Source organism: Stenotrophomonas sp. (assembly GCF_035634915.1).
Classification (GTDB): Bacteria; Pseudomonadota; Gammaproteobacteria; order Xanthomonadales; family Xanthomonadaceae; genus Stenotrophomonas.
Genome location: NZ_DASQCB010000002.1, coordinates 262,592 through 288,443 on the forward strand (window position 1 = coordinate 262,592; position 25,852 = coordinate 288,443).

Annotated in this window: 17 protein-coding genes; 5 read left to right on the forward strand and 12 right to left on the reverse strand. The window is 66.8% G+C overall.

Features of this window, described 5'->3' with window-relative positions; genetic code table 11:
• Positions 1-34: 34 nt before the first annotated feature.
• The 4 genes from VER16_RS02465 to VER16_RS02480 form a co-directional block, all read right to left on the reverse strand.
• Positions 35-1,222 carry an MFS transporter gene (locus VER16_RS02465; protein ID WP_324805293.1) on the reverse strand — a complete coding sequence of 396 codons (1,188 nt, stop codon included), beginning with the start codon at positions 1,220-1,222 and terminating at the stop codon, positions 35-37.
• An 86-nt stretch (positions 1,223-1,308) separates the two neighbouring features.
• The gene (metH, locus tag VER16_RS02470) at positions 1,309-3,993 is read right to left on the reverse strand and encodes a methionine synthase (RefSeq protein ID WP_324805294.1); all 2,685 of its coding nucleotides are present in this window, start codon (positions 3,991-3,993) and stop codon (positions 1,309-1,311) included.
• Positions 3,990-5,084, reverse strand: a complete 1,095-nt coding sequence (locus VER16_RS02475; RefSeq protein ID WP_324805295.1) for a homocysteine S-methyltransferase family protein — start codon at positions 5,082-5,084, stop codon at positions 3,990-3,992. The genes metH and VER16_RS02475 overlap by 4 nt, the downstream gene beginning before the upstream one ends.
• A gap of 7 nt (positions 5,085-5,091) precedes the next feature.
• Entirely contained in the window at positions 5,092-6,021 is a 930-nt protein-coding gene (locus VER16_RS02480; protein WP_324805296.1) for a metalloregulator ArsR/SmtB family transcription factor, read from the reverse strand.
• On the opposite strand from VER16_RS02480, the gene VER16_RS02485 reads away from it, so the two are divergent.
• Both VER16_RS02485 and VER16_RS02490 read left to right on the forward strand, forming a co-directional pair.
• Entirely contained in the window at positions 6,020-7,333 is a 1,314-nt protein-coding gene (locus VER16_RS02485) for an acyl-CoA dehydrogenase family protein (RefSeq protein ID WP_414716008.1), read from the forward strand. The genes VER16_RS02480 and VER16_RS02485 overlap by 2 nt on opposite strands.
• A gap of 158 nt (positions 7,334-7,491) precedes the next feature.
• The gene (locus VER16_RS02490; protein ID WP_324805298.1) at positions 7,492-7,755 is read left to right on the forward strand and encodes a hypothetical protein; all 264 of its coding nucleotides are present in this window, start codon (positions 7,492-7,494) and stop codon (positions 7,753-7,755) included.
• Positions 7,756-7,909: 154 nt separating this feature from the next.
• Here VER16_RS02490 and VER16_RS02495 read toward each other — a convergent pair whose 3' ends face one another.
• From VER16_RS02495 to VER16_RS02505, 3 genes are read right to left on the reverse strand one after another with little or no spacing between them, the layout of a single operon-like run.
• Positions 7,910-11,080 carry a multidrug efflux RND transporter permease subunit gene (locus tag VER16_RS02495; protein ID WP_324805299.1) on the reverse strand — a complete coding sequence of 1,057 codons (3,171 nt, stop codon included), beginning with the start codon at positions 11,078-11,080 and terminating at the stop codon, positions 7,910-7,912.
• Positions 11,081-11,095: 15 nt separating this feature from the next.
• Positions 11,096-12,358: an efflux RND transporter periplasmic adaptor subunit gene (locus VER16_RS02500; RefSeq protein WP_324805300.1), complete on the reverse strand. Its 1,263-nt coding sequence runs from the start codon at positions 12,356-12,358 to the stop codon at positions 11,096-11,098.
• Positions 12,358-13,014 carry a TetR/AcrR family transcriptional regulator gene (locus VER16_RS02505; protein ID WP_324805404.1) on the reverse strand — a complete coding sequence of 219 codons (657 nt, stop codon included), beginning with the start codon at positions 13,012-13,014 and terminating at the stop codon, positions 12,358-12,360. The genes VER16_RS02500 and VER16_RS02505 overlap by 1 nt, the downstream gene beginning before the upstream one ends.
• Before the next feature lie 275 nt (positions 13,015-13,289).
• On the opposite strand from VER16_RS02505, the gene VER16_RS02510 reads away from it, so the two are divergent.
• The 3 genes from VER16_RS02510 (at position 13,290) to VER16_RS02520 (ending at position 20,193) form a co-directional block, all read left to right on the forward strand.
• Positions 13,290-18,266, forward strand: coding sequence for an NAD-glutamate dehydrogenase (locus tag VER16_RS02510; protein ID WP_324805301.1), 4,977 nt, complete (start codon positions 13,290-13,292; stop codon positions 18,264-18,266).
• A gap of 157 nt (positions 18,267-18,423) precedes the next feature.
• A complete protein-coding gene (locus tag VER16_RS02515) occupies positions 18,424-19,197 on the forward strand; it encodes an NAD kinase (RefSeq protein ID WP_324805302.1) in 774 nt (257 codons plus the stop codon).
• 48 nt (positions 19,198-19,245) lie between these two features.
• Entirely contained in the window at positions 19,246-20,193 is a 948-nt protein-coding gene (locus VER16_RS02520) for a 5'-nucleotidase (RefSeq protein ID WP_324805303.1), read from the forward strand.
• A gap of 573 nt (positions 20,194-20,766) precedes the next feature.
• Here VER16_RS02520 and VER16_RS02525 read toward each other — a convergent pair.
• Genes VER16_RS02525 through VER16_RS02545 form a run of 5 tightly spaced genes read right to left on the reverse strand, consistent with a single transcriptional unit; the run spans position 20,767 to position 25,842 of the window.
• Positions 20,767-21,318, reverse strand: coding sequence for a DUF2939 domain-containing protein (locus VER16_RS02525; RefSeq protein WP_324805304.1), 552 nt, complete (start codon positions 21,316-21,318; stop codon positions 20,767-20,769).
• Between the two features lie 42 nt (positions 21,319-21,360).
• Positions 21,361-22,353: an aldo/keto reductase gene (locus VER16_RS02530; protein WP_324805305.1), complete on the reverse strand. Its 993-nt coding sequence runs from the start codon at positions 22,351-22,353 to the stop codon at positions 21,361-21,363.
• Positions 22,353-23,039, reverse strand: coding sequence for a DUF2461 domain-containing protein (locus VER16_RS02535; RefSeq protein ID WP_324805306.1), 687 nt, complete (start codon positions 23,037-23,039; stop codon positions 22,353-22,355). Before VER16_RS02535 ends, VER16_RS02530 begins: the two co-directional genes overlap by 1 nt.
• A complete protein-coding gene (gene sbcB / locus VER16_RS02540; protein WP_324805307.1) occupies positions 23,036-24,475 on the reverse strand; it encodes an exodeoxyribonuclease I in 1,440 nt (479 codons plus the stop codon). The genes VER16_RS02535 and sbcB overlap by 4 nt, the downstream gene beginning before the upstream one ends.
• Positions 24,475-25,842, reverse strand: a complete 1,368-nt coding sequence (locus tag VER16_RS02545) for an NAD(P)/FAD-dependent oxidoreductase (RefSeq protein WP_324805308.1) — start codon at positions 25,840-25,842, stop codon at positions 24,475-24,477. Before VER16_RS02545 ends, sbcB begins: the two co-directional genes overlap by 1 nt.
• Positions 25,843-25,852 lie beyond the last annotated feature (10 nt).

Consider the following 25,852-nt stretch of genomic DNA (forward strand, 5'->3'; position numbering starts at 1 on the left):
TGACGGAAACGCCGGGCAGTGCCCGGCGTTTTCGTTACCGCGTGCGTGTGGCGCTGCGCCGTGCGCGGATCAGCGGCAGGCTGAGCGCGAAGAAGCACAGCAGCGCGCCGACCAGGGCAAAGCCACTGCCGGCCAGGAATGCCGTGCGGCCATTGTCGATGGTCCACAGCTGGCCCGCGATGAGCGCACCGAGCACGCCGCCGACGCCGGACGAGAAGCCATACAGCAGACCCTGGCCGTGACCGTTGAGCCGCCCCGGGAAGTAGGTGGCCAGCATCTGCATGGCGGCTGCAAAGAACGCCGCAAACCCCAGCGCGTGAGCCGTCTGCGCGACCAGCATCACCGCCAGGTTTTCCGGCAGCAGCGCGGTCACCGCCCAGCGCAGGCAGGAACTGACCAGGGCGATCAGCAGCATCCAGCTGGCGTCATGGCGGCGGAAGAAGCGGCCGATGGTGAAGAACACGCCGACCTCGAACACCACGCCGATGGTCCACAGCAGGCCGAGGGTGGAGGTGCGGTAGCCGTGGTGGTCCATGTAGACCGAGAAGAACGTGTAGTACGGTCCGAACGACAGCTGTTCCATGAACGCGGCCAGGAAAAACGCCAGTACCGGTGGGCGGCGCACGATCTGCCAGAAGCCGCTGGCATCGCCCTCGGCCTTGCTGATGTCACGCGCGTACTGGTTGCTGAAAGCGGAGACCACCAGCAGGGCGAACAGGGGCAGCATCATCCACGGCAGCAGGCCGGCGCGGCTGCCGCCGCCATCGCCTTCGATGAGCCAGCCGAACAGGGTGACGATGGCGATGAAGCCCAGTGAGCCCCAGACCCGGATCAGCCCGTAGCGATGGCTGTCGCTGCCCAGGTGGGTGAGGGTGATCGACTCGAACTGCGGCATCACCGCGTTGTAGAAGAAGCAGAACACCACCATGGCCGGGTACATCCACGGCTGCGGCAGCGGCAGCAGGAACACCGCGAAACTGAGCAGCGTCAGCACGCAGCCCGCGCGCAGCAGGCGGATCGGACGGGGTGAGGCCGCTGCCAGAGATGTCCAGGTGCTGGGTGCGACCACGCGGGTGGCATACCACAGCCCCATCATCACGCTGATGGCGGTGACGCTCATGCCGCGCGCGGTCAGGAACAGGCTCCAGTACGGCGTGAATGCGCCCAGCGCCGCGTAATAGAACAGGTAGAAGCTGGACAGGCGGGCAGCAGGAACGGTCATCGCGGAATGATGAAGCAAAAAGGGGACGGAGGGGATCAAGTCGTTTGTGCCACAAACGACTTGATCCCCTCCGTCCCGTTTTTGTCTCACTCGGGGTCGTAGTCGAGGTTGGAGGCCAGCCAGCGCTCTGCCTGGACGCGGTCGACGCCCTTGCGGCGCGCGTAGTCGCTCACTTGTTCGCGGCTGAGGCGGCCGACCACGAAATACTGGCTCTGCGGATGGCTGAAGTAGTACCCGGACACCGCCGCGGTGGGCAGCATGGCGAAGCTTTCGGTCAGTGACATGCCGGCGTTGGCCTCGGCCTGCAGCAGGTCGAACAGGCGGCGCTTCTCGCTGTGCTCGGGGCAGGCCGGGTAACCGGGCGCCGGGCGGATGCCGCGGTACTGCTCGTCGATCAGCGCCTCGTTGTCCAGGGTCTCGGCGTGGTCATAACCCCAGAATTCCGTGCGCACGCGCTGGTGCAGCCGCTCGGCCAGTGCCTCGGCAAAGCGATCGGCAAGGGCCTTCAGCAGGATCGCGTTGTAATCGTCATGCTCGGCTTCGAACCGCGCGACGTGGGCGTCGATGCCGATGCCGGCCGTTACCGCGAACGCGCCGATCCAGTCCTGCTTTCCGCTGTCGGCCGGGGCGATGAAGTCGGCCAGGCAGAAATCGGGGCGCTCGGCCGGCTTGTCCACCTGCTGGCGCAGGAAGTGCAGCGTGGCTTCGCCCTGCGGGTGCTGCACACGCACGTCATCGCCGATGCTGTTGGCCGGCCACAGGCCGAACACGGCCTTGGCCTGCAGCCATTTCTCTTCGACGATGCGCGCCAGCATCGCGCGTGCGTCGCGGTACAGCTCGCTGGCCTGGCTGCCGACAATCTCGTCGGTAAGGATGGCCGGGTACTTGCCGGCCAGCTCCCAGGCCTGGAAGAACGGGGTCCAGTCGATGTAGTCGACCAGTTCGGCCAGCGGGTAATCATCGAAGACGTGCAGGCCCGGCTGCTTCGGTGCAGGCGGGGCGTAGCGGGTCCAGTCGCCCTGGAATTTCTGTCCGCGTGCGTGCTCCAGCGACACCAGCCGCTTGGCGTCGCCGCGGTTGCGGTGACGGGCGCGGATCTCGGCGTAGTCGGCCTCGTTGGCGGCGACGAAGGCCTCGCGCAGATCGCGCGAGATCAACGACTGGGCAACGCCCACGGCACGCGAAGCGTCCTTCACCCACACCGTCGGCGCCTTGTAATGCGGGTCGATCTTCAGCGCGGTGTGCGCGCGCGAGGTGGTTGCGCCACCGATCAGCAGCGGCAGGTCGAAGCCCTGCCGCTCCATCTCGCGGGCGACATGGCTCATTTCCTCCAGCGAGGGGGTGATCAGGCCGGACAGACCGATCAGGTCGGCGTTGTGTTCACGCGCGGCGTCGAGGATCTTCTGCGCCGGCACCATCACGCCCAGGTCGACCACCTCAAAGTTGTTGCAGGCCAGGACCACGCCAACGATGTTCTTGCCGATGTCGTGCACATCGCCCTTCACCGTGGCCATGATGATCCGGCCGTTGCTCTTGGCGGTGTCGCCGCTGCGTGCCTTCTCGGCCTCGATGTACGGCAGCAGGTAAGCCACGGCCTTCTTCATCACGCGCGCGGATTTCACCACCTGCGGCAGGAACATCTTGCCGGCACCAAACAGGTCGCCGACCACGTTCATGCCGTCCATCAACGGGCCTTCGATCACGTCCAGCGGTCGGCTGGAAGCCTGCCGGGCCAGTTCGGTGTCTTCTTCAACGAAGGCATCCAGGCCGTGCACCAGGGCATGTGCCAGGCGCTGTGCCACCGGCTTTTCGCGCCAGGCCAGGTCTTCGGTTTTCGCCGCGCCCTTCCTGCCCTTGTAGCGCTCGGCGATCTCCAGCAGGCGCTCGGTGGCGTCGCTGCGGCGGTTGAGGATCACGTCCTCCACGCGTTCGCGCAGCTCGGGTTCCAGTTCGTCATAGATCGGCATCGCGCCGGCGTTGACGATGCCCATGTCCATGCCGGCGGCAATGGCGTGGTACAGGAACACCGAGTGAATGGCCTGGCGTACCGTCTCGTTGCCGCGGAACGAGAACGACACGTTGGACACGCCGCCGGACACATGGCAGTGCGGCAGGGTCTGCTTGATGATCCGGGTCGCTTCGATGAAGTCGACCGCGTAGTTGTCGTGTTCCTCGATGCCGGTGGCGACGGCGAAAATGTTGGGATCGAAAATGATGTCCTGCGGCGGGAAGCCGATTTCATCGACCAGGATGCGGTAGGCGCGCGTACAGATCTCGACCTTGCGCGCGCAGGTATCGGCCTGGCCGGCTTCGTCGAAGGCCATCACCACGGCCGCCGCGCCGTAGCGCAATACCTTGCGCGCGTGCTCGCGGAACAGTGCCTCGCCTTCCTTCAGCGAGATCGAATTGACCACGCTCTTGCCCTGCAGGCACTTCAGGCCGGCCTCGATCACGCTCCACTTGGAGGAATCGACCATCACCGGGATGCGTGCGATGTCCGGCTCGGACATGATGAGGTTGAGGTAGCGGGTCATCGCCGCTTCCGAATCGATCAGGCCCTCGTCCATGTTGACGTCGAGGATCTGCGCGCCGCTGGCCACCTGCTGGCGGGCCACGTCCACGGCCTCCTCGTAGCGGCCTTCCTTGATGAGCTTGCGGAACTGCGCGCTGCCGGTGACGTTGGTGCGCTCGCCGACGTTGACGAACAGCAGGTCCGGGGTGATGACCAGCGGTTCCAGGCCGGACAGGCGGGTATGGGGCGTGGTGCTCATGCGGCCTGCTGCTCCTGTGCGCCGGGCAGGACGCGAGGGGGCAGGCCAGCGACGGCCTGCGCGATGGCGCGGATATGGTCCGGTGTGGAGCCGCAGCAGCCGCCGACCAGGTTCAGCAGGCCATCTTCGGCGAAGCCGCGCAGGGTCGCCGCCATTTCCTCGGGCGTCTCGTCGTATTCGCCGAAGGCATTGGGCAGGCCGGCGTTGGGGTGCGCGCTGACATGGCAGTCGGCCACCTGGGACAGGGTTTCCACGTGCGGGCGCATGGCATCGGCACCCAGCGCGCAGTTCAGTCCGATCGACAGCGGGCGCGCGTGGGCCAGCGAGGCATGGAAGGCATCGGCGGTCTGCCCGGACAGGGTGCGGCCGGAGGCATCGGTGATGGTGCCGGAGATCATCACCGGCAGGCGCGCGCCGCGCGCATCGAAGGCTTCTTCCAGCGCATACAGCGCGGCCTTGGCGTTGAGCGTGTCGAAGATGGTCTCGACCATCAAGGTGTCGGCGCCGCCGTCGATCAGGCCTTCGATGGCTTCGCGGTAGGTATCGCGCAGTTCATCGAAACTGGTGTTGCGGAAGCCGGGATCGTTCACGTCGGGGCTGATCGAGGCGGTGCGGCTGGTCGGCCCGATCACCCCGATGACGAAGCGCGGCTTGTCCGGTGTGGTCGCTTCGACGGCATCGCAGCACGCGCGGGCGACCGCGGCGCCGGCCTTGTTCAGTTCATACACCAGGTGTTCGAGGTGGTAGTCGGCCTGGCTGACCGAGGTGGCGTTGAACGTATTGGTTTCCACCAGGTCCGCGCCGGCCTGCAGGTAGGCGGTGTGGATGTCACCGATGATCTGCGGCCGGGTCAGCAGCAGCAGGTCGTTGTTGCCCTTCAGATCGTGGCCTTCCGGCGTGGCATGGTCGCAGCCGGGCCCGTGGCTGTGGTCGTAGCCGCCGGCGAAGCGCTCGCCACGGTAATCGGCTTCCTGCAGGCCATGGCGCTGGATCATCGTGCCCATCGCACCGTCGATGATCAGGATGCGCTCGCGCAGTGCGGCGAGCAGGGCATGGGCACGTTCGGGATGCAGCCAGGGCAGGGCGGACACGGCGACCTCAGGGCTTGTTGGCAATCAGCGAGATGACTTCGAAATGCGGCGGGCGCTTTTCACGGGTCACGGTTTCCAGGCTGGACACCTGCAGGCCGGCCTTGTCGACGAATCTGCGCAGTTCCTTGTCGCTGAAACCGAGGTTGACGTGACCGTAGGCTTCCACGGCGGATTTGTGCTCGTGCCGGGCCAGGCTGCACAGCAGCAGGCGGCCGCCCGGGCGCAGCACGCGCGCAGCCTCGGCCACGGCCTGCGCCGGCTTGCTGGCGTAGGTCAGCGCGTGCATCAGCACCACCAGGTCGAAGGTGCGGTCCTTGAAGGGCAGGGCGTGCATGTCGCCCTCACGCACTTCCACGTTGGGCAGCCGACGCAGGCGTTCGCTGGCGGCGGCCACCACGCGCGCACTGGTGTCGATGCAGACGTAGCGGCTGGCGTGTGGGGCGACCAGTTCGGCCAGCACGCCGTCACCGGAGGCGATGTCCAGCACGTCGCCGGTTTCCAGCAGTGGCAGTGCGGTGCGCGCCAAGGCTTCCCAGGTACGGCCCGGCGAGTAGTGGCGTTCCATGTCGCCGGCCACGCTGTCGGCCCAGTTCTGGTCGGCAGCGCGGCTGGCCTTTACGGCCGCGACGCGTTCAGCATCCTGGCGCAGCAGCGGATCATCGCTTCCGTTGCTCAGGGCATGCCACAATGCGCGCTGCGCCGGGTCCAGCTGGGCATCGTCGAAGCGGTAATACGCCGACACGCCAGCGCGGCGGTCGCGCACCAGCCCGGCTTCCTTCAGGCGCGCCAGGTGGGTGGACACCCGTGGCTGCGCCAGCCGGGTGATCGCCGACAGCTCGGCCACGGTCAGCTCTTCCTGCTCCAGCAGCGCCAGCAGGCGCACCCGGGTGGCGTCGGCGAACACCTTCAGGCGGGTCGACCAGTCTTCCAGATCCATTAATATCTACCTATCGCGATATAGAGATATATTCGCCGACAGGGCATGCTGCGGTCAAGCCGCCCTCTCACCCTGGTCAGCCGCTGTTGCCCGGTCCCGGTACAATCGGCCTACACGGGCGCGCAGTGCGCGATCCCGATCATCATGTCCCTGGGAGGGTGTTGTGGATTTCAGCTTTACTGAAGAGCAGTTGATGCTGCAGGACGTGGCGCGGCGCATCGCGCAGGAAAAGATCGCCCCGAGCGCGGAGCACCATGACCGCACCGGCGAATTCCCCCTGGAGAACATCCGCCTGCTGGGCGAGAACGGCCTGATGGGCATCGAAGTGCCGACCGAGTACGGCGGCGCGGGCATGGACCCGATTGCGTACGTGCTGGCGATGGTGGAGGTCGCCGCCGGTGATGCTGCGCACTCGACCATCATGTCGGTCAACAATTCGCTGTTCTGCAACGGCATCCTGACCCATGGCAGCGAGGCGCAGAAGCAGAAGTACGTGCGCGCCATCGCCGAAGGCGAGGCCATCGGTGCGTTCGCCCTGACCGAGCCGCAGTCCGGTTCGGACGCCACGGCCATGCGCTGCCGCGCGGTGAAGCAGGCCGATGGCACCTATGTCATCAACGGCAAGAAGAGCTGGATCACCTCCGGCCCGGTGGCCAGGTACATCGTGCTGTTCGCGATGAGCGAACCGGACAAGGGCGCACGTGGCATCACCGCGTTCCTGATCGACACCGACAAGGCGGGTTTCGGTCGCGGCAAGACCGAACCGAAGCTGGGCATCCGTGCCTCGGCTACCTGCGAGATCGAGTTCAACGACTACGTGGCACAGGCCGACGACGTGCTGGGCCAGGAAGGCGAGGGCTTCAAGATCGCCATGGGCGTGCTCGACGCCGGCCGCATCGGCATCGCTTCGCAGGCCATCGGCATCGCCCGTGCCGCCTATGAGGCGACCCTGGAATACGTGAAGGACCGCAAGGCCTTCGGTGCCGCCATCGGTACCTTCCAGATGACCCAGGCCAAGATTGCCGACATGAAGTGCAAGCTGGATGCAGCGCTGCTGCTGACCCTGCGCGCCGCGTGGGTGAAGGGCGAGGGCAAGCGCTTCAGCAACGAAGCGGCCATCGCCAAGCTGACCGCGTCGGAAGCGGCGATGTGGATCACCCACCAGGCCGTGCAGATCCATGGCGGCATGGGGTACTCCAAGGAAATGCCGCTGGAGCGTTACTTCCGTGATGCCAAGATCACCGAGATCTACGAAGGCACCTCGGAGATCCAGCGCCTGGTGATCGCCCGCAACGAGACCGGCCTGCGCTGAGTTCGAGCGGCCGCGCCGCCGCAACGGCGGCGCGGCCAGTAGATCCACGCCATGCGTGGATGGCGTCATCGCCCCTGGCCGCCGACCGTCTGATCTGTTTCAATGCGGGCCGTTTTTCTGCAGGTAGTTGCACGATGATCTATCGCGGTTGGGGATTCATGACGCTGGTGACACCGATCGCGGTGATCCTGCTGCTGGCGTACTTCTTCCCGCATGACGGCCCGAAGGGCAACATCCCGCTGCAGCAGGTGCTGCTGGGCGGTGGCATCGGCGCTGGCGTGAACGTGCTGCTGGGCCTGTGGCTGAACCGGGCGCCGCGGCAGAAGGGCGAGGCGGCGCCGCATCATTTCTTCTTCGTGCCGATGCAGTGGGTGGCGCTGGTGATCGTGGCCGTGTGTGCGGTGATCGCGCTGCTGCGCTGAGGAACGGTCGTTGCTCTGGTAGGTGCCAACCTTGGTTGGCACGAATCCAAGGGCGCCAACCAAGGTTGGCGACTACCGTGGCCTCGCGACGCGGCAACAACAAAAAAAGGCCCCGGATCGCTCCGGGGCCTTTTCATTTCAGCTCACCGCTGGATCAACGATCCGGGCGGTGTGCGGCCTCCGCGTCGCGCTGGCGTTCCATGAACTCCTTGGAGGGTTCATCCAGCTTGTCGCCCAGCATGCGGCGCACGACCACGAAGAACACCGGGATCATCAGCAGGCCCAGCAGGGTGGCGAACAGCATGCCACCGATCACGCCGGTACCGATGGCGTGGCGGGAGTTGGCGCCGGCGCCGGTGGAGATGGCCATCGGGATCACGCCCATGATGAACGCGAACGAGGTCATCAGGATCGGGCGGAACCGCAGGCGGGCCGCTTCGATGGTCGCATCGCGCAGGGTCTTGCCTGCGGCACGCTGCTCCACGGCGAACTCCACGATCAGGATCGCGTTCTTCGCCGCCAGGCCGATCACGGTGATCATGCCGATCTTGAAGAAGATGTCGTTGGGCAGGCCACGCAGCATCGACAGGCCGATGGCACCCAGCACGCCCAGCGGCACCACCAGCAGCACCGCCACCGGGATCGACCAGCTTTCATACAGGGCGGCCAGGCAGAGGAACACCACCACCACCGACAGCACCAGCAGCAGCGTTGCTGCGTTGCCCGCCAGGATTTCCTGGTAGGACATGCCCGACCAGTCGTAGCCGTAACCGGCCGGCAGGTCGTTGGTGACGATATCTTCCATCGCGGTCATCGCTTCACCCGAGCTCTTGCCCGGTGCCTGCGAACCGACGATGTTGATGGCCGAGTAGCCGTTGTAGCGGCTCAGCGACGGCGGTGCCGACACCCATTCCGACTTGACCACCGTGTTCAGCGGGATCATGGCATTGGTGCCGTCGGCATTGGTGGTCAGGCTGGAGGGGCTGTAGAAGCTCTTCAGCGATTCCTGGCCGGTACGGAACGGCGCGTCGGCCTGCATGGTCACGCGCTTGATGCGGCCCTGGTAGAAGAAGTCGTTGACGTACACCGGGGCCAGCATCAGCTGGATGGTGCTGTACACGTCCGACACCGACATGCCCATCGACTGCGCCTGCACGCGGTCGACATGCAGCGCCAGCTGCGGGGCGTTTTCCAGGCCGTTCGGACGCACGCCGGTCAGCTTGTCGCTTTCCTGCGCGGCCTTGCCCAGCAGCATGTTGCGCGCCTGGGTCAGCTGTTCGTAGCCCTGGCCACCACGGTCCTGCAGCCACATGTCGAAGCCGCCGAACTGGCCCAGGCCCTGCACGGTCGGCAGGTTCACCACGAAGATCTGCGCTTCCTTGATGCCGTAGAACGCGCCGTTCATGTTCTGGATGAACTCGGGCACGGTGACCTTGCGGTCGGCCCACGGCTTGAGGCGGATGAAGCCCATGCCCACGTTCTCACCGGAACCGACGAAGCTGAAGCCGGCGATCTGCATCAGGCCTTCGTAGCCTTCCTGGTCCTTCAGGATGCCGCGCATCTGCGCGAAGACTTCGTTGGTCTGGCCCTTGGTCGAACCCGGCGGCAGCTGGACGATGGCCAGTGCGTAGCCCTGGTCTTCTTCCGGCAGGAAGCTGCCTGGCATGCGGGTGAACAGGAAGCCGCACAGCGCGGTCAGCACCACCGCCAGGATCATCCAGCGCGGCGCATGCTTCACCGCCGAGGTGATGTGGCCGACGTAGGTCCCGCTGATCTTGTCGTAGTACTTGTTGAAGGTACGGTAGACGATGTTCGGGTTGTCGTTGTGGGTCGGCTTGAGGAACGTCGCGCACAGGGCCGGGGTGAAGCCCAGCGCCAGGAACGCGGAGAACGCCATCGAAATGGCGATGGTCAGTGCGAACTGCTTGTAGATCTCACCGGCCGCACCGCCCTGCAGGGCCGAGGGAATGAACACCGCCGCCAGCACCACGGTGATGGCCACCACCGCGCCGGTGATCTGGGTCATCGCCTTCTGCGTGGCCGGCTTCGGCGCCAGGCCTTCCTCGGTCATGATGCGTTCGACGTTCTCGATCACCACGATCGCGTCATCGACCACGATGCCGATCGCCAGCACCATCGCAAACAGGGTCAGCTGGTTGATGGTGAAGCCGATCAGCCACATGCCCAGGAAGGTACCGAGCAGGGCGACCGGGATGACCAGGGTGGGGATGATCGTCGCGCGGAAGTTCTGCAGGAAGATCAGCATCACCAGGAACACCAGCAACACCGCTTCGAACAGGGTCTTGACCACTTCCTCGATGGAGATCTTGACGAAGGTGGTGCTGTCGTACGGCGAGAACCAGCTGACACCGGCCGGGAAGCTCGGCTGCAGCTCGTCCATCTTGGCGCGCACGGCATCGGCCACGTTCAGGGCGTTGGCGCCCGGCAGCAGCTGGATGGCGAAGGCACCGGCGGCCTGGCCGTTGTACTGGGTATCGAAGCCGTAGTTGTTGGCGCCGAACGCCACGCGGGCGACGTCCTTGAGCAGCACGCGCGAGCCGTTGGCATTGGCCCGCAGGATGATGTTCTCGAACTCTTCAGGCGAACTGAAGCGGCCTTCCGCCGAGACGGTGGCAGTGAAGTGGCCATCCGGCGAGGGGTCCGAACCCAGCGAACCGGCAGCGAACTGCACGTTCTGCGCGCGCACGGCTGCCAGCACTTCGCTGGCCGACAGGCCGTAGCCCTGCATCTTTTCCGGGTTCAGCCAGATGTTCATGGCGTACTCGGAACCGAACTGCTGGGTGCTGCCGACGCCGGGGATACGCGAGACCTGGTCGAGCACGCGCGAACCGACGATGTCGTTCAGGGCGTCGCGGCTGATGGTGCCGGTGTCCGAGCGCAGGCCGACCACCATCAGGAAGCCGGCATTGGCCTTGGCCACCACCACGCCCTGCTGGGTCACTTCCGAAGGCAGTCGCGGCGTGGCCAGCGACACCTTGTTCTGCACCTGCACCTGGGCGATGTCCGGATCGGTACCGGTCTCGAAGGTCAGGGTGATCTGCGCGCGGCCGTTGGAGGACGAGGACGAGCTGAAGTACAGCAGGTGATCGATACCGGTCAGCTGCTGCTCGATCACCTGGGTGACCGACTTTTCAGTGGTGTCGGCGCTCGCGCCCGGGTAGGTGGCCGAGACGGTCACCTGCGGCGGGGCGATGTTGGGATAGGACTCGACGCCGAGGTTGAGGATCGCGATCACGCCGCTGAGCGAGATCAGGATCGCCACCACCCAGGCGAAGACTGGATGTTCGATGAAAAATTTAGGCATGACGGAAGGTTCCCGTTACTGCTTGTTCGATTCAGTGGCGGCCGGCTCGGCCTTGTCGGCCGCCTCGGGCTTGGCCGGCGCCTTGTCGGCGCCGCCTGCAGCAGCGGCTGCCGGGGCTGCACCGCCAGCGGCGGGCTGGCCATTGGCATCCTGGCCCGGGGTCCAGGGCTTGGCCGTGGCCGGTGCCCCTTCCTTCACCTTCTGCACGCCCGCGACCACGACCTTGTCACCGGCGGCCAGGCCGTCGCTGACCATCCAGTTGCCGCCCTGCGCGCCTTCGGTCTTCACGTTCTTGCGCACGACCTTGCCGTCGGCGCCGACCACCATCACGTAGCCGCCGGCGCTGTCACGCAGCAGGGCCTGCTGCGGCACCAGGAAGGCGTTGTTGCGCTCGCCCAGGTTGGCCTGGAAGCTGACGAAGGCGCCCGGCAGCAGGATCTTCTGCGGGTTCGGCAGCACCGCGCGCAGCGAGACCGCGCCGGTGGTCGGGTCGACCGTGGTCGAGGAGAAGTCCAGCGTGCCGGCTTCGCCGTAGGCGGTGCCGTCGGACAGCTTGACGTTGACGGTGGCCTTGCCATCGCCGGACAGGGCCAGCGCGCCACGGGCCTGCTGCGCGCGCAGCTGGCTCAGCTCGTCCACGCTCAGCGAGAAGTTCACGTACAGCGGGTCCAGCTGGTCCACGGTGGTCAGCAGGGTCACGTCGCCCTGGCCGACCAGCGCACCTTCGGTGACCTGCTGCTTGTTGGCCACGCCGCTGATCGGCGCGGTCACTTCGGCATAGCCCAGGCTGATGCGCGAGGAGGTGACCGAGGCTTCGGCCTGCTTCACCGCGGCCAGCGCGGTGCGCTCGGCGGCTTCGGCGCTGTCCAGGTCGGACTTGGACACGTACTGCTGCGGCGCCAGCGAACGGGCGCGGTCGGCGGCCACCTTGGCATTGGCGTAGGTGGCGCGGGCCGAGGCCAGCTGTGCTTCAGAGGCGTTGAGGGTGGCGCGCAGCGGTGCCGGATCGATCAGGAACAGGGTCTGGCCCTGCTTGACCTCGCTGCCTTCCTGGTAGACACGCTTGAGCAGCACGCCCGGCACGCGCGCGCGCACGTCGGCGCTGCGGAACGGCGACAGGCGGCCGACCAGTTCACGCTGCAGCGGCAGGGTCTGCGGCTTGGCGTCGATCACGCCCACCTCCGGCGGCGGGGGCGTCTGCTGTTCCGGCTTCTTGCAGGCGGCCAGCGCGACAGCAACGGCGCACGTCAAGGCAAGGGTGCGGAGTGGGGCGGTCATCAGGAGGAACTCCGGGGTTGGTTTGTAGTGGGGGCCGCCGACGGCAGTGGCGCAAAGGCGCGCAGGAAGCTGTCAACGGAGAATTCTGCCCAGCGCCGACGCCGCTGCGCGTCATCACGGTGGGGGGTATGGAAGCGTTGTTTGTCGAAATCCTGACCGGCAATCATGCTCAGCAGCAGTTCGGCCATGAAGTGTGGGTCGTCATGCCGCAGCTGGCCCCGCATGCAAACGGTTTCAATCCATTCAGCAAGGTGAAGCGTGAGTGCGCCGGCCCCATGCCGGTACAGCGTACGCGCCTCTTCGGGGAACTGCGCCGCATCGGCAGCAATCACCCGGCAGGCCTGTCCCACGTGCGGCTGGTTGAAGTGCTCCAGGAAGTCGGTGGCGAACTGCATCAGGCTCGCACGCAGGTCGTCAGTGCGGAGTGCACGGACCATGGCCCCGGTGGCGTGACCGACATGGCGCTGCATGACCCGCCGCAGCAGATCCTGCTTGCTGCCGTAGCGCGAATAGAGCGTCTGCTTGGAGCAGCCGGCATGCTGGGCCACCGCATCCATGCTGATCTGCATGCCCTGCTGGGCCAGCAGTTCGCCCACGGCATCGAACACGCGTTGGTCGCGCGCATCCAGGGCAGCGGGGAGGTAGGCCGGGTTCACGCGGTGGACTATACCGTCCAGTTCAGGATTGTGGAATCGTGCCAATAGTCCTGTCTGTCCTGACGATCGTTGCCTCACGCGCGTATTCCGGTAACACGGTTTGCCGATCCTGCCGGTAACGCGATGCCGGTGGCGGACGCCATACCCGTGCGAACTGAATAGGCGTCTAAACCGCAGCAAACCCGGCATTTCATTATTCCGTCCTGCAGCAAGGCCTTTTCCTGCAACAGGGCTACAATTTCATTTTCCCAACTGAGCAAGCGCCCCGCTCTGCCATGAAACCGCAAAAAACCGCAGCCAAGACCGTGAAAAACAAGACCAAGCCAGCTGAGTCGGAGGTCGCAGTGACCGCTGGTTTCTCCCTGGAGCCGGTGTACACGGCCTTGCGCAAGCGTTACCCCGCGGCCGCGCAGGCCGAGGCAATGGCATTTGCCGCCGATTTCTACAAGCGCATGGAGTCGGACGAGTTCCCGCACCACACCGCTGAAGAATGGGCGGCGCTGGCGGCAGACACCCTGGAGTTCGCACGGGCACGCAAGGCCGGCAAGGCCAACGTGCGCGTGTTCAACCCCACCGCCAAGGCCAACGGTTGGGAATCGCCGCACACCGTGCTGCAGATCATCAACGATGACATGCCGTTCCTGGTCGACACCGTGACCATGTCGCTGGCCGAGCAGGGCGTGGGCGTGCATGTGCTGGGCCATCCGGTGCTGCGCTTCACCCGCGACAAGGCCGGCAAGCTGGCCAAGGTGGGCGAGGGCGATGCCGAGTCGGTGATGCTGCTGGAAATCGACCGCCAGCCGGCCGAAGCCATGGCCGCCATCGAGCAGGCCATCAACAAGGCGCTGGACGAAGTGCGCGCCATCGTGCGCGACTGGCAGCCGATGAAGGACAAGGCCCTGGCCCTGGCCGACGACCTGGGCAGCCGCACCCTGCCGGTGGACGACACCTCGCGCGCTGAAGCACAGGCCTTCCTGCGCTGGGCCGCTGACAACCACTTCACCTTCTTCGGCTACCGCGAATACCGCGTGGAGAAGCAGGGCAAGGAAGACGTGCTGGCGCCGCTGAACGACACCGGCCTGGGCCTGATGCGTGGCAAGGACAAGTCCGCTGCGCGCCCGGTCAAGACGTTGGCCGCGCAGGGCCTGAACACCACGTCCGGGCTGAAGGACGCGCTGATCCTGACCAAGACCAATGCCCGTTCGCGCGTGCACCGCGCCGGTTACATGGACTACATCGGCGTGCTGGAATTCGACGCCAAGGGCAGGATCATCGGCGAGCAGCGCTTCCTGGGCCTGTTCACCTCCAGCGCCTACAACCGTCGCCCGTGGGAAATCCCGCTGGTGCGCCAGCGCCACGAACACGTGATGAAGCAGTCCGGCCTGGCCCCGGCCAGCCACAGCGGCAAGGCCCTGCGCCACATCCTGGAAACCCTGCCGCGCGAAGAGCTGTTCCAGTCCAGCGAGGACGAACTGCTGCGCACCGCCATGGGCGTGCTGGGCCTGCAGGAGCGTGTGCGCAGCCGCCTGTTCCTGCGCCGCGACAAGTACAGCCGTTTCATTTCCGCGCTGGTGTACCTGCCGCGCGAACGCTTCAACACCGACGTGCGCCTGCGCATCGAAGCGATGCTGAAGGAAGCGCTGCACGGTGAGTACGTCGACAGCTCGGTCGTGCTGGGCGAATCGCCGCTGGCCCAGGTGCACCTGATCGTGCGCCCGAAGCCGGGCGAAATGCTCGACGTCGATACCGCCGAACTGGAGCAGAAGCTGGCCCAGGTGCTGCGCAACTGGCAGGACGACCTGCGTGAAGCGCTGGTTACCCGCCATGGCGAGACCGAAGGCCTGCGCATCGCCGCCCGCATCGGCAAGGCGTTGCCGGCCGGCTACATCGAAGACAACAGCACCGCCGTTGCCGCCAACGATGTCAGCCAGCTCGACGCGCTGACCGGCCCGGACGACCTGCGCCTGAGCCTGCAGGCCGTGCCGCGCGAAAGCGGTGATGGCCTGCGCCTGAAGCTGTACCGCCAGCTGGACGACATTCCGCTGTCCGACGCGCTGCCGATGATGGAAAACATGGGCCTGCGCGTGATCGCCGAGCGTCCGTACCGCCTGTCGGTCGACAACGCCCCGGTGTACGTGCAGGACTTCGAGGTCGAATCGACCGCCGGCACCATCGACGCCGGCCGCGTCGATGAAGCCTTCGGCGAGACCTTCGCCCGCGTCTGGCACGGCGATGCCGAGAACGATGGCTTCAACCGCCTGGTGCTGGCCGCCGGCCTGCATTGGCGCCAGGTCGCCATGCTGCGTGGCTACTGCAAGTACCTGCTGCAGACCGGCGTGCCGTTCTCGCAGGCCTATGTGGAAGGCACCTTCTCGCGCTACCCGCTGCTGGCCCGCCTGCTGGTGGAACTGTTTGAAGCCCGCTTCGATCCGGCCACCGGCCACGAAAGCAAGGATGACATCGCCGCTGGCCAGGCCCAGCTGAAGGCCCACTTCGATGTGCTGGCCGCTGGCGACGACGCCACCCTGAAGGTGCTCAAGACCGTCGTCGACGCCCGCAAGGGTGACCGCGATGCGCAGATGCAGGCCGCGCGCGAAGCGCTGCTGAAGCTGATGGACCGCGTGTCCAGCCTGGACGAGGACCGCATCCTGCGCTCGTTCATGGGCGTGATCGACGCGACCCTGCGTACCAGCTACTACCAGACCGATGGCAACGGCCAGCACGGCCACGTCATCAGCTTCAAGTTCGATTCGGCCCTGGTGCCGGACCTGCCGAAGCCGCGCCCGTACCGCGAAATCTTCGTCTACGGCCCGCGCGTTGAAGGTACCCACCTGCGCTTCGGCGCCGTGGCCCGTGGCGGCCTGCGCTGGTCGGACCGTCGCGAAGACTTCCGCACCGAGGTGCTGGGCCTGGTCAAGGCGCAGATGGTCAAGAACACCGTCATCGTGCCGGTCGGCGCGAAGGGCGGCTTCTTCGCCAAGATGCCGCCGGTGAACGGTGACCGCGATGCAGTCTTCGCCAACGGCGTGGCCTGCTACAAGCTGTTCATCCAGGGCCTGCTGGACATCACCGACAATATCGTCAACAACAAGATCGTGCCGCCGGTGGATGTCGTGCGCCACGACATGGACGATCCGTACCTGGTGGTGGCGGCCGACAAGGGCACCGCGACCTTCTCCGACATCGCCAACGGCCTGGCCATCGCGCACGGCTTCTGGATGGGCGATGCGTTCGCCTCCGGTGGTTCGGTGGGTTACGACCACAAGGGCATGGGCATTACCGCCCGCGGTGCGTGGGAATCGGTCAAGCGCCACTTCCGTGCGCTGGGCCGTGACAGCCAGACCCAGGACTTCACCACTGTCGGTGTGGGCGACATGTCCGGCGACGTGTTCGGCAACGGCATGCTGCTGTCGCGCCACATCCGCCTGCTGGCCGCGTTCGACCACCGCCACATCTTCCTCGACCCGAACCCGGATGCGGCCACCTCGTTCGTCGAACGCGAGCGCATGTTCACCGTGCCGCGTTCGAGCTGGGCCGACTACGATGCGAAGCTGATCAGCAAGGGCGGCGGCATCTTCCCGCGCAGCCTGAAGTCGATCGAGATCACCCCGCAGGTGCGGGAAGCGCTGGGCCTGGACGAGAACGTCAAGGCACTGTCGCCGAACGACCTGATGAGCGCGATCCTGAAGGCGCCGGTCGACCTGCTGTGGAACGGCGGCATCGGTACCTACGTCAAGGCCGCCAGCGAGCAGCACAGCGATGTCGGCGACCGCGCCAACAACGCCCTGCGCGTGAACGGTGGCGAGCTGCGCTGCAAGGTGGTGGGCGAGGGCGGCAACCTGGGCATGACCCAGCTGGGCCGCATCGAAGCCGCCCAGGCTGGCGTGCTGCTCAACACCGACTTCATCGACAACTCGGCCGGTGTGGACACCTCCGACCATGAAGTCAACATCAAGATCCTGCTCAACGATGTGGTGCGCGCCAAGAAGCTGACCGTCGAGCAGCGCAACAAGCTGCTGGCCTCGATGACCGACGAGGTCGCCGACCTGGTGCTCAACGACAACTACCGCCAGAACCAGGCCCTGAGCCTGATGGAGCGGATGGCGGTCAAGCGCCTGGGTTCCAAGCAGCACTTCATCCGCACCCTGGAACAGCAGGGCCTGCTCGATCGCCAGATCGAGTTCCTGCCGTCCGATGCCGAGCTGTCGCAGCGCAAGGCACGCGGCCAGGGCCTGACCCGTCCGGAACTGTCGGTGCTGCTGTCCTATTCCAAGCTGGTGGCGTTCGCCCAGCTGCTGGATTCGGACATTCCGGAAGATCCGTACCTGTCCAAGGAACTGCAGCGCTACTTCCCGACCCCGCTGCAGAAGAAGTACGCCGACGCGATGGAGCGTCACCGCCTGAAGCGCGAAATCATCGCCACGGCCGTGACCAACCAGACCATCAACCGCATGGGCGCCACCTTCCTGATGCGCATGCAGGAAGACACCGGCCGCACCATCGCCGAGGTCGCCAAGGCCTACACCATCAGCCGCGAAACGCTGGATGCGCGCGCGCTGTGGGCGCAGATCGACGCCCTCGACGGCACCCTGCCGGAGTCGGTGCAGATCGATGCACTGGAAGTGATCTGGAAGCTGCAGCGTTCGTTCGTGCGCTGGCTGCTGTCGCGCCCGGGCCCGATGCCGGGCATCACCGAGGCGGTCAACCGCTACCAGGGTCCGTTCAACGACATCCGCATCGCTTCGGGCGTGCTGCCCGATTCGCAGCGTCCGACCTACGAAGCCCTGGTGGCCGAGTGGAAGGAAAAGGGCCTGCCGTCCGCGCTGGCCCAGCAGCTGGCCGAGCTGCACTTCCTGGAGCCGGCGTTCGACATCATCGAACTGGCCCGCACCCGCAAGCTGAAGCCGGTGGACGTGTCCAAGATCCACTTCCGCCTGGGCGATGCCCTGCAGCTGCCGTGGCTGTTCGAGCAGATCGACGCGCTGGAGGTCAATGGTCGCTGGCACGCGGTTGCCCGTGGCGTGCTGCGTGACGAACTGGCCGCGCACCACCGCAACCTGGCCGGCCAGGTGCTGGGCACCAAGGGCAGCAGTGCAGAAGCGAAGGTGGCCGCGTGGATCGGTCGTGACGACAGCAGCCTGCGCTTCACCCTGTCGATGCTGGCCGAACTGGCCGAGCAGAAAACCCTGGACTACCCGACCGTCTCGGTCGCGGTGCAGCGCCTGGGCCAGCTCGCAGCACACGGTGCATGACTGAAGTAGTGCCAGGCCACGCCTGGCATGGGTAAACCGGAACGGCCCCGCGAAAGCGGGGCCGTTCTGCGTTGGGGGGCGCCGTTCGCCGGGCCATGCCCGGCGAGCGCAGCGGCGCTCGGTTATGCTCTTGATCAGCCTTTCCCCGGATCCACCGATGAGCGACACCCCCCGCATCGCTTTCCTGGCCAGCACCACTGAACCGGCGCAGATGGCCCGCGCGGCGATGGTTTCCCGCTATGGCGACCACGCGCCCGACCAGGCCGACGTGCTGTGCCCGCTGGGCGGTGATGGTTTCATGCTGCAGACCCTGCACCGGCACGGTCACCTGGGCAAGCCGGTGTTCGGCATGAAGCTGGGCACCGTCGGCTTCCTGATGAACCAGTACCACGCCGAGGATGACGTGGTCGCGCGTATCGCCCGTGCCGAGCCCGCCAACCTGCGGCCGCTGGAAATGGTGGCGCTGACCGAATCGGGGGCGAGCACCGGTTCGCTGGCCTACAACGATGTGTCGCTGCTGCGCCAGACCCGCCAGGCGGCGCATATCGGCATCGACCTCAACGGCCAGGAACGCGTAGCCGAACTGATCGGCGATGGCGTGCTGGTGGCCACCCCGGCCGGCAGCACGGCCTACAACTATTCGGCGCACGGCCCGGTGCTGCCCCTGGGATCGCACACCATCGCGCTGACGCCGCTGGCCCCCTACCGGCCACGTCGCTGGCGGGGTGCCATCCTCAAGGCCGATACCGAAGTGCGCTTCCGCGTGCTCGACCCGTACAAGCGTCCGGTCAGTGTCACCGCCGATTCGCACGAGACCCGTGACGTGGTGGAAGTGACCATCCGCGAGTCCCGGGACCGCCGGGTGACCCTGCTGTTCGACCCGGAACACAACCTGGAAGACCGGATCCTGAGCGAACAGTTCGTTTTTTGACGACAATACGCTGCCGGCCCCCGCCGATCGCTTGAAGGACCCCCACCGATGGGCGACAACTCCCCCCGTCTGCTGACCGTCGCGGTGACCTCGCGCGCGCTGTTCGACCTGGAAGAAAGCCACGCGCTGTTCGAGAGCGATGGCGTGGCGGCGTACGCCGAGTACCAGCGCCAGCATGAGGACGACATCCTCGGCCCTGGCGTGGCGTTTCCGGTGGTGCGCAAGCTGCTGGCGCTGAACCAGGGAGCGAGCCCGGAGAATCCGCGCGTCGAGGTGATCCTGCTGTCGCGCAATTCGGCCGATACCGGCCTGCGCATCTTCAATTCCATCCAGCATTACGGCCTGGGCATCATCCGCGCCACGTTCACCGCCGGTGAGCCCACCTGGCCCTACGTGAAGCCGTTCGGCACCGACCTGTTCCTGTCCGCCAACCCTGAATCGGTGCGCAGCGCGCTGCGCCATGGCATTGCCGCGGCAACCATCCTGCCCAAGCCGCCGGGTGAGACGGCTGCGGCAGCGGAAGACCAGGTGGTACACAGCGAGCGCAATGCCGGCCAGCTGCGCATTGCCTTTGACGGCGATGCAGTGATCTTTGGCGATGAGAGCGAGCGCATCTCCCGCGAGCAGGGCGTGGAAGCGTTTGGCCGCCACGAGCGCGAGCGTGCGCGCGAACCGCTCAGCGGTGGCCCATTCCGTGGTTTCCTGTCGGCCCTGCACACGTTGCAGGAAGTCTTCCCGGCCGGAGAAAGCGCGCCGATCCGCACCGCGCTGGTGACCGCGCGTTCGGCGCCGGCGCACGAGCGGGTGATACGCACCCTGCGCGAGTGGGGCGTGCGCCTGGATGAAGCGCTGTTCCTGGGTGGGCGCCACAAGGGCCCGTTCCTGCAGGCCTTTGGCGCGGACATCTTCTTTGATGATTCGCAGCACAACATCGACAGCGCCCGTGAACACGTGGCCGCCGGGCACGTCCCGCACGGCGTCGCCAACGAAGGGTAGTTGCCCACCTTGGTTGGCATCGCGGTGCAGCCGTGCCCACCAAGGTGGGCACCTACCAGAGCGCGATACGGCGGGAGCGCACGAGGCCCGGTAGCTGCCAACCTTGGTTGGCATCGCGGCGCAGGCGCGCCCACCGAGGTGGGCGCCTACCAGAGCGCGATACGACGGAAGCGCACGAGGCCGGTAGCTGCCAACCTTGGTTGGCATCGCGGCGCAGCCGTGCCCACCGAGGTGGGCACCTACCAGGGCGCGATACGGCTGACGCGCGCGAGGCCCGGTAGTTGCCAACCTTGGTTGGCATCGCGGCGCAGGCGTGCCCACCAAGGTGGGCACCTACCAGAGCGCGGTACGGCGGAAGCGCACGAGGCCCGGTAGCTGGCATCGCGGCGCAGCCGCGCCCACCAAGGTGCGCACCTACCAGAGCGCGGTACGGCTGACGCGCGCGAGAATGGTAGTTGCCAATCTTGGTTGGCATCGCGGCGCAGCCGTGCCCACCAAGGTGGGCACCTACCAGAGCGCGATACGGCTGACGCGAGCGCGCGCCCACCAAGGTGGGCACCTACCAGAGCGGGGCTACGGGCTGCCCCACATCCCCAGCTGCAGGTCCACCACCTTCCAGCGCAGGCCCTGCGGTTCCAGTACCACCCGCAGTGGTGGCTGGCCCGGCCCGCGGTCCACATCCACCACGAAACGGTCCAGCGCTTCAAAATGATGCTCGGCGTGCTTCAACGGCCGCGCCGGTTCGGTCGCACCGAAGGCATCGCCGCCCTGCAGTTCGTTGCGGCCGCGCTTCCACAGCACGTGGCCCTGCAGCATCGCGCCGATACCGGCAGGGGTCACCATGGTGTCCACGGCCGCGCCGCCCAGCTGGTCACCCAGTCCGTAGAGCAGGGCGCCAAACGGGCTGGCCGCCACGTCCGGTCCGGCCTGCCGCACCAGGTAATCGTTGAGCTGCGCGCGCAGGCTGCTGCGCACGCGCGGGAAGTCCACGTAGCGCTCCAGCGCGGCGGTGTCGCGCTGCTCGATCGCCTTGGACAGACCATGCACGGTCAGGTACGGGCCGCCGAACCACCACGCGACGACGGCCAGGACGAGGGCGATCACAAGGGCGATGAGCTTCTTCATGGCGCCCAGACTGCCGCAAGTGCGGCGGTGCTGGGTGAAGGGTCAGTGACTGGGCGAGCCGCTGCCATCGCCGAAGGCAGCCACCAGCCGCTGCCGCTCGACGCCATCCAGCGCGTGCACACGGGTCTGCAGCACCTGGTCGAGGCTGGCGACACGGGTGGTGCCAAGGATGCCGCTGGCCACGCCGGGGTGCTGCAGCACATAGGCGAAGGCGGTCTGCGCAGGCTGCTGGCTGCGGATGCAGGCCATTGCAAGGCGCATGTCGCGGGCGCTGCGCATCAGGGCACGGCTGCTGGGCTTCAGCCAGGCGCGGGCCAGGTACCAGGCATCGGCCAGGCGCGGCAGGCGGGGTCGTGCCGGCAGCAGGTGACCCTGGGCCAGTACGGTGCCCGCCAGCACGCCGATGCCCACCTCCTGCAGCTGGTCGATCAACGGCTCGCGGTCCTGCTGCAGGGCGTTGTAGTCCAGCAGCACCACATCGAAGACCCTGGGGTGCTCGATCATCCAGCGCAGCGTGCTGGCCGAGTGGGTATTGATGCCGGTGTGGCGCACCAGCCCGCGTTCGCGCAGGCGCTGCAGCGCGTGGAGCAGCTCATCGGTGATGTCCTGTTCGCTGGCGCCGTGCAGCTGGTAGATGTCCAGGTAGTCCAGGCCAAGGTTGCGCAGCGAGGCCTCGCAGCTGGCGGTGATGGCCGCCGCGGAGAAATCACGCTGCTCGGCGCCGCTGATGCCGGCCTGTCCGGTCAGGGTGCCACCCTTGCTGGACACCACCAGCGAATCGCGTGGAATACGTGCCAGCAGCGGGCGCAGGATGCGGCCCAGGCGCGGTTCGGCATGGAAACCCGAATAGTTGTGCCCGGTGTCGAGCAGGTTCACGCCTTGTGCCAGCGCGTGTTCGACCACCGCGGCCGCATCGCGCTCGGCGAAACGGCGGTGGCCCCAGAAACCGGAACAGCCCAGGCCGATCGGCGACACCTGCAGGCCAGTGCGGCCCAGCAGGCGACGCTGCCGGGCCAGGGGCAGTTCCTGCGGCATCAGAACTCCAGGTCCAGCGCTGCGCACAGGTAATCGACGAACGGGCCCAGCGCGGCCAGATCCTTGCCCAGGGTGGACAGCAGGCGTGGGCCGGTCATGGTGGCGTCGTCCAGTGTGCGCCACATCACCCAGTTGCGGTGCTTGAGGTCGTCGATGAACTCGAAGTCGGCGGGAAAGCCGCGCGGTGGCCGCACCAGCTTCTCGGTCTGCTCGAAATCGAAGCGTTTGCGCAGGGCGGGCGCGTGCGCAGCCGCTTTCCAGCTGCCCGGGTTGTCCAGGATGAAGTGGCGGATGCGCCGCTGCGTGTCCGGCTCGGGGTGCCACAGGCCGGCACCGACGAAGCTCTCGCCCGGCTGCAGGTGGATGTAGAACGAGGGCGCGGCCACTTCACGGCGGCGTTCATGGAACAGGCGCGCACCCTGCCAGGTCTTGTACGGGGACTTGTCGTGGGAAAAGCGCGCGTCGCGGTGGATGCGGAACAGCGAGCCGCCGACGCCGCGGGTGTCGGCACGGAAGTGGTCGCTGACCTCGGTCAGCGCTGGCTGCAGGTCTCCCAGCAGGCGCAGGAACGGCTGCCGCACATGGTCTTCGTACTGCTGGCGATGGTCGTTGAACCAGGTCTTGTCGTTATGCCGCGCCAGGCTGCGCAGGAACTTGAAACTGGCGTCGGAGAAATACGTACTCACAGCGTCTCCTGCAGGTGGTGGCCCCAGTCGCGCAGCGACTGCAGCAGATGGGTCCGGCGCGCATCATCGGGCGCTTCGGCGGCCAGCGCCTCGATCTGCTGCTGGTACTGCGGCAGGTTCAGTTCGCCCAGGCCGCCATCGCCCAGCAGGCGCTGGCGTCGGTAATCCTGCCAGCGCTCGCGTTCAGCCGGTGCGAGGCTGTCGGGATGGTTGCGTGCGCGGTAGCGGAACAGCAGCTCGGGCAGGCGCGGGTCGCGGAAGCGGCCTTCCAGCGCGGCCAGCTGCTGCGGCGCAGTGGTGCGGGCCAGGGCCAGCAGCGGCTTGTCGCCGGCACCGAGGAAGCCGTCGTACAACGACGCATCGACATCGGACACGGTGGCTGGCCGCGGTTGGTTGAAGACCTGGCGGGCTTTTTCGGCCAGCTGCGGGGCGACCGCGCGCAGGCGCTCGGCCTTGGCTTCGATCGCCGCCACGTCCAGGCCCAGGCGGGCGTGGTCGTCGGCGCGCAGGTGGTTCCAGGCCACCAGCGCCGGCACCTTGTTCAGATGCACTTCCTTCAGTGGCACCCGCGTCACGCCTTCCGGCAGTTCGCTGGCGCGCAGGTACAGGCGCTGGGCGATCACCTCGGCCGGTAGCTCCAGCAGGTCGTCGATCTCGCCTTCCAGATCGAACACGATCACCCGGTTGTTGATGGTCGGGTGCATCGCCAGCGGCAGCACCGGCGCCGCGCACAGGCGGCTGGCCGGGTAGCGCATGGAAATGTGCAGCACCGGCTTCATCGCCGCCACGTCCAGCAGGCTGCCGACGAAGCGCTTGTCGCGCAGCTTCAGCGCGTACTCCCACAGCCGCGGCTGCGACTGCTTGAACAGCCGCGCCATGCCGATGGTCGCGCGCACGTCCGACAGGGCCTCGTGGGCATCGCCTTCGCGCACGCCGTTGGCCTCGGCCAGGTGTTCCAGCTTGAACGAGGTGGCGCCATCTTCGCGCAGCGGCCACTGGATGCCGTCCGGGCGCAGGGCGCGCATCATCCGCAGCATGTCCAGCAGATCCCAGCGCGAGTTGCCGTTGCGCCATTCGCGCTCGTAGGGGTCGTGGAAGTTGCGGAACAGCCCGTAGCGGATGAACTCGTCGTCGAAGCGCAGGGTGTTGTAGCCCAGCGCGCAGGTGCCGGGGCGCGACAGCTGTTCGTTGATGCGGTCGAAGGCCTCGGCTTCGCTGATGCCTTCAGCCATGGCCTGCTGCGGGGTGATGCCGGTGACCAGCGTTGCCATCGGCGAAGGCACCAGGTCATCGGCCGGGCGCACGAAGAAGCTGACCGGCGTGTCGATCACGTTCAGATCGGCATCGGTGCGCATCGCCGCGAACTGCGCGATGCGGGTGCGGCGCGGGTCCTGGCCGAAGGTTTCCAGATCGTAGAACAGAAAGCTGTCGGCCATCAGTGTGCGCCCTCCAGGACCGGCAGCTGCGCGTGGATCTGCGCTTCCAGCGTGGCCCAGTCGATGTTGTCCAGTGAATCATGGCCGGCGGTGGCCGCCACCAGCAGGTCGCGCTGGATTTCCGTGCGGCGCAGCGCTTCGGCATACGGCGTGTGCAGGAAGGTGACCATGGTGTAGTGCGGCACGAAGCGCGTCGGCCAGCGCCGCTGCAGTTCCTGTTCCAGCTCGCGCTGCAGCAGGAAGGCTGGATCGGCCACGCGGTCGCGCATTTCCAGATAGTTCTCCAGCGCCATCTGCTGGATCGCCCGCGCGTTGGGCTTGCGCTCGGCCTCAAAGGCGGCGAACGCACCTTCCAGATCGTCGGCGTCGTGCAGGTGCCGCGCCAGCGCCACGCAGTCCTCGAAGGCGCAGTTCATGCCCTGGCCGTGGAACGGCACCATCGCGTGCGCGGCATCGCCGATCAGCACGGCGCGGCCGGCCTGGTGCCAGCGCTCCAGGGTGAGCGTGCCGAGCAGGCCGGGCGGATGCTGTTCCCAGTCCGCGCGCAGGTCCGGGATCAGCGGCAGGGTATCGGCAAACTCGCGGGCGAACAGCGCCTCGGCCTGCGCACCGGTATTGACCGTGGCAAAACTGGGATCACCCTTGTTTGGCAGGAACAGGGTGACGGTGAAGGTGCCTTCGTGGTTGGGCAGGGCGATGCACATGTAGTGGCCGCGCGGCCAGATGTGCAGCGCATTGCGCTCAATGCGGAAGCTGCCGTCGGCGGCAGGCGGAATCTCCAGTTCCTTGTAGGAGTGGTCGAGGAAGGCGATGTCCTCGCCCAGCGGCGCACGCCGGTTCATCGCAGCGCGCAGTGCCGATCCGGCGCCGTCGGCACCGATCAGCGTGTCGAAACGGATGTCGTGCGGGCTGTCGTCGCGGTCATCGATGAAGCGGGCGTAGCCGGCATCGAAATCGACCGTGTGCAGGCGGCGGTGGAAGTGCACGGTGGCGCCGGCCTGTTCGGCCAGCTCCAGCAGCGTGGTGTTCAGATCGCTGCGGTGGATCGACCAGATCACCTCGCTGTCGTCGCGGCCGTAGCGCTGCAGCTGCGGCGCGGCCTCGCGCGGGTGCACCATGCGCCCGCGCATCATCACCGCACGCGCCATCACCTCGTCCTCGACACCGGCCTGGCGCAGCGCGTTGCGCCCGCGCTCGGCCAGCGCCAGGTTGATCGAGCGGCCGCTTTCGTAGTCGGCCACGCGCGGGTCGCCGCGGCGTTCGTACAGGGTGATGCGCCAGCCCTGCCGTGACAGCAGGATGGCCAGCAGGGAACCGGCCAGGCCGGCACCGATGATGCTCAACGAGCGGGAAGCGTGTGCGATCAACGAACTGTCC

Bases quoted from the DNA above. Each gene is read 5' to 3' on its own strand.
- VER16_RS02465 (WP_324805293.1), bottom strand. From the start codon at position 1,222: ATGACCGTTCCTGCTGCCCGCCTGTCCAGCTTCTACCTGTTCTATTAC.
- metH (WP_324805294.1), bottom strand. From the start codon at position 3,993: ATGAGCACCACGCCCCATACCCGCCTGTCCGGCCTGGAACCGCTGGTC.
- VER16_RS02480 (WP_324805296.1), bottom strand. From the start codon at position 6,021: ATGGATCTGGAAGACTGGTCGACCCGCCTGAAGGTGTTCGCCGACGCC.
- VER16_RS02490 (WP_324805298.1), top strand. From the start codon at position 7,492: ATGACGCTGGTGACACCGATCGCGGTGATCCTGCTGCTGGCGTACTTC.
- VER16_RS02495 (WP_324805299.1), bottom strand. From the start codon at position 11,080: ATGCCTAAATTTTTCATCGAACATCCAGTCTTCGCCTGGGTGGTGGCG.
- VER16_RS02500 (WP_324805300.1), bottom strand. From the start codon at position 12,358: ATGACCGCCCCACTCCGCACCCTTGCCTTGACGTGCGCCGTTGCTGTC.
- VER16_RS02510 (WP_324805301.1), top strand. From the start codon at position 13,290: ATGAAACCGCAAAAAACCGCAGCCAAGACCGTGAAAAACAAGACCAAG.
- VER16_RS02515 (WP_324805302.1), top strand. From the start codon at position 18,424: ATGAGCGACACCCCCCGCATCGCTTTCCTGGCCAGCACCACTGAACCG.
- VER16_RS02520 (WP_324805303.1), top strand. From the start codon at position 19,246: ATGGGCGACAACTCCCCCCGTCTGCTGACCGTCGCGGTGACCTCGCGC.
- VER16_RS02525 (WP_324805304.1), bottom strand. From the start codon at position 21,318: ATGAAGAAGCTCATCGCCCTTGTGATCGCCCTCGTCCTGGCCGTCGTC.
- VER16_RS02530 (WP_324805305.1), bottom strand. From the start codon at position 22,353: ATGCCGCAGGAACTGCCCCTGGCCCGGCAGCGTCGCCTGCTGGGCCGC.
- sbcB (WP_324805307.1), bottom strand. From the start codon at position 24,475: ATGGCCGACAGCTTTCTGTTCTACGATCTGGAAACCTTCGGCCAGGAC.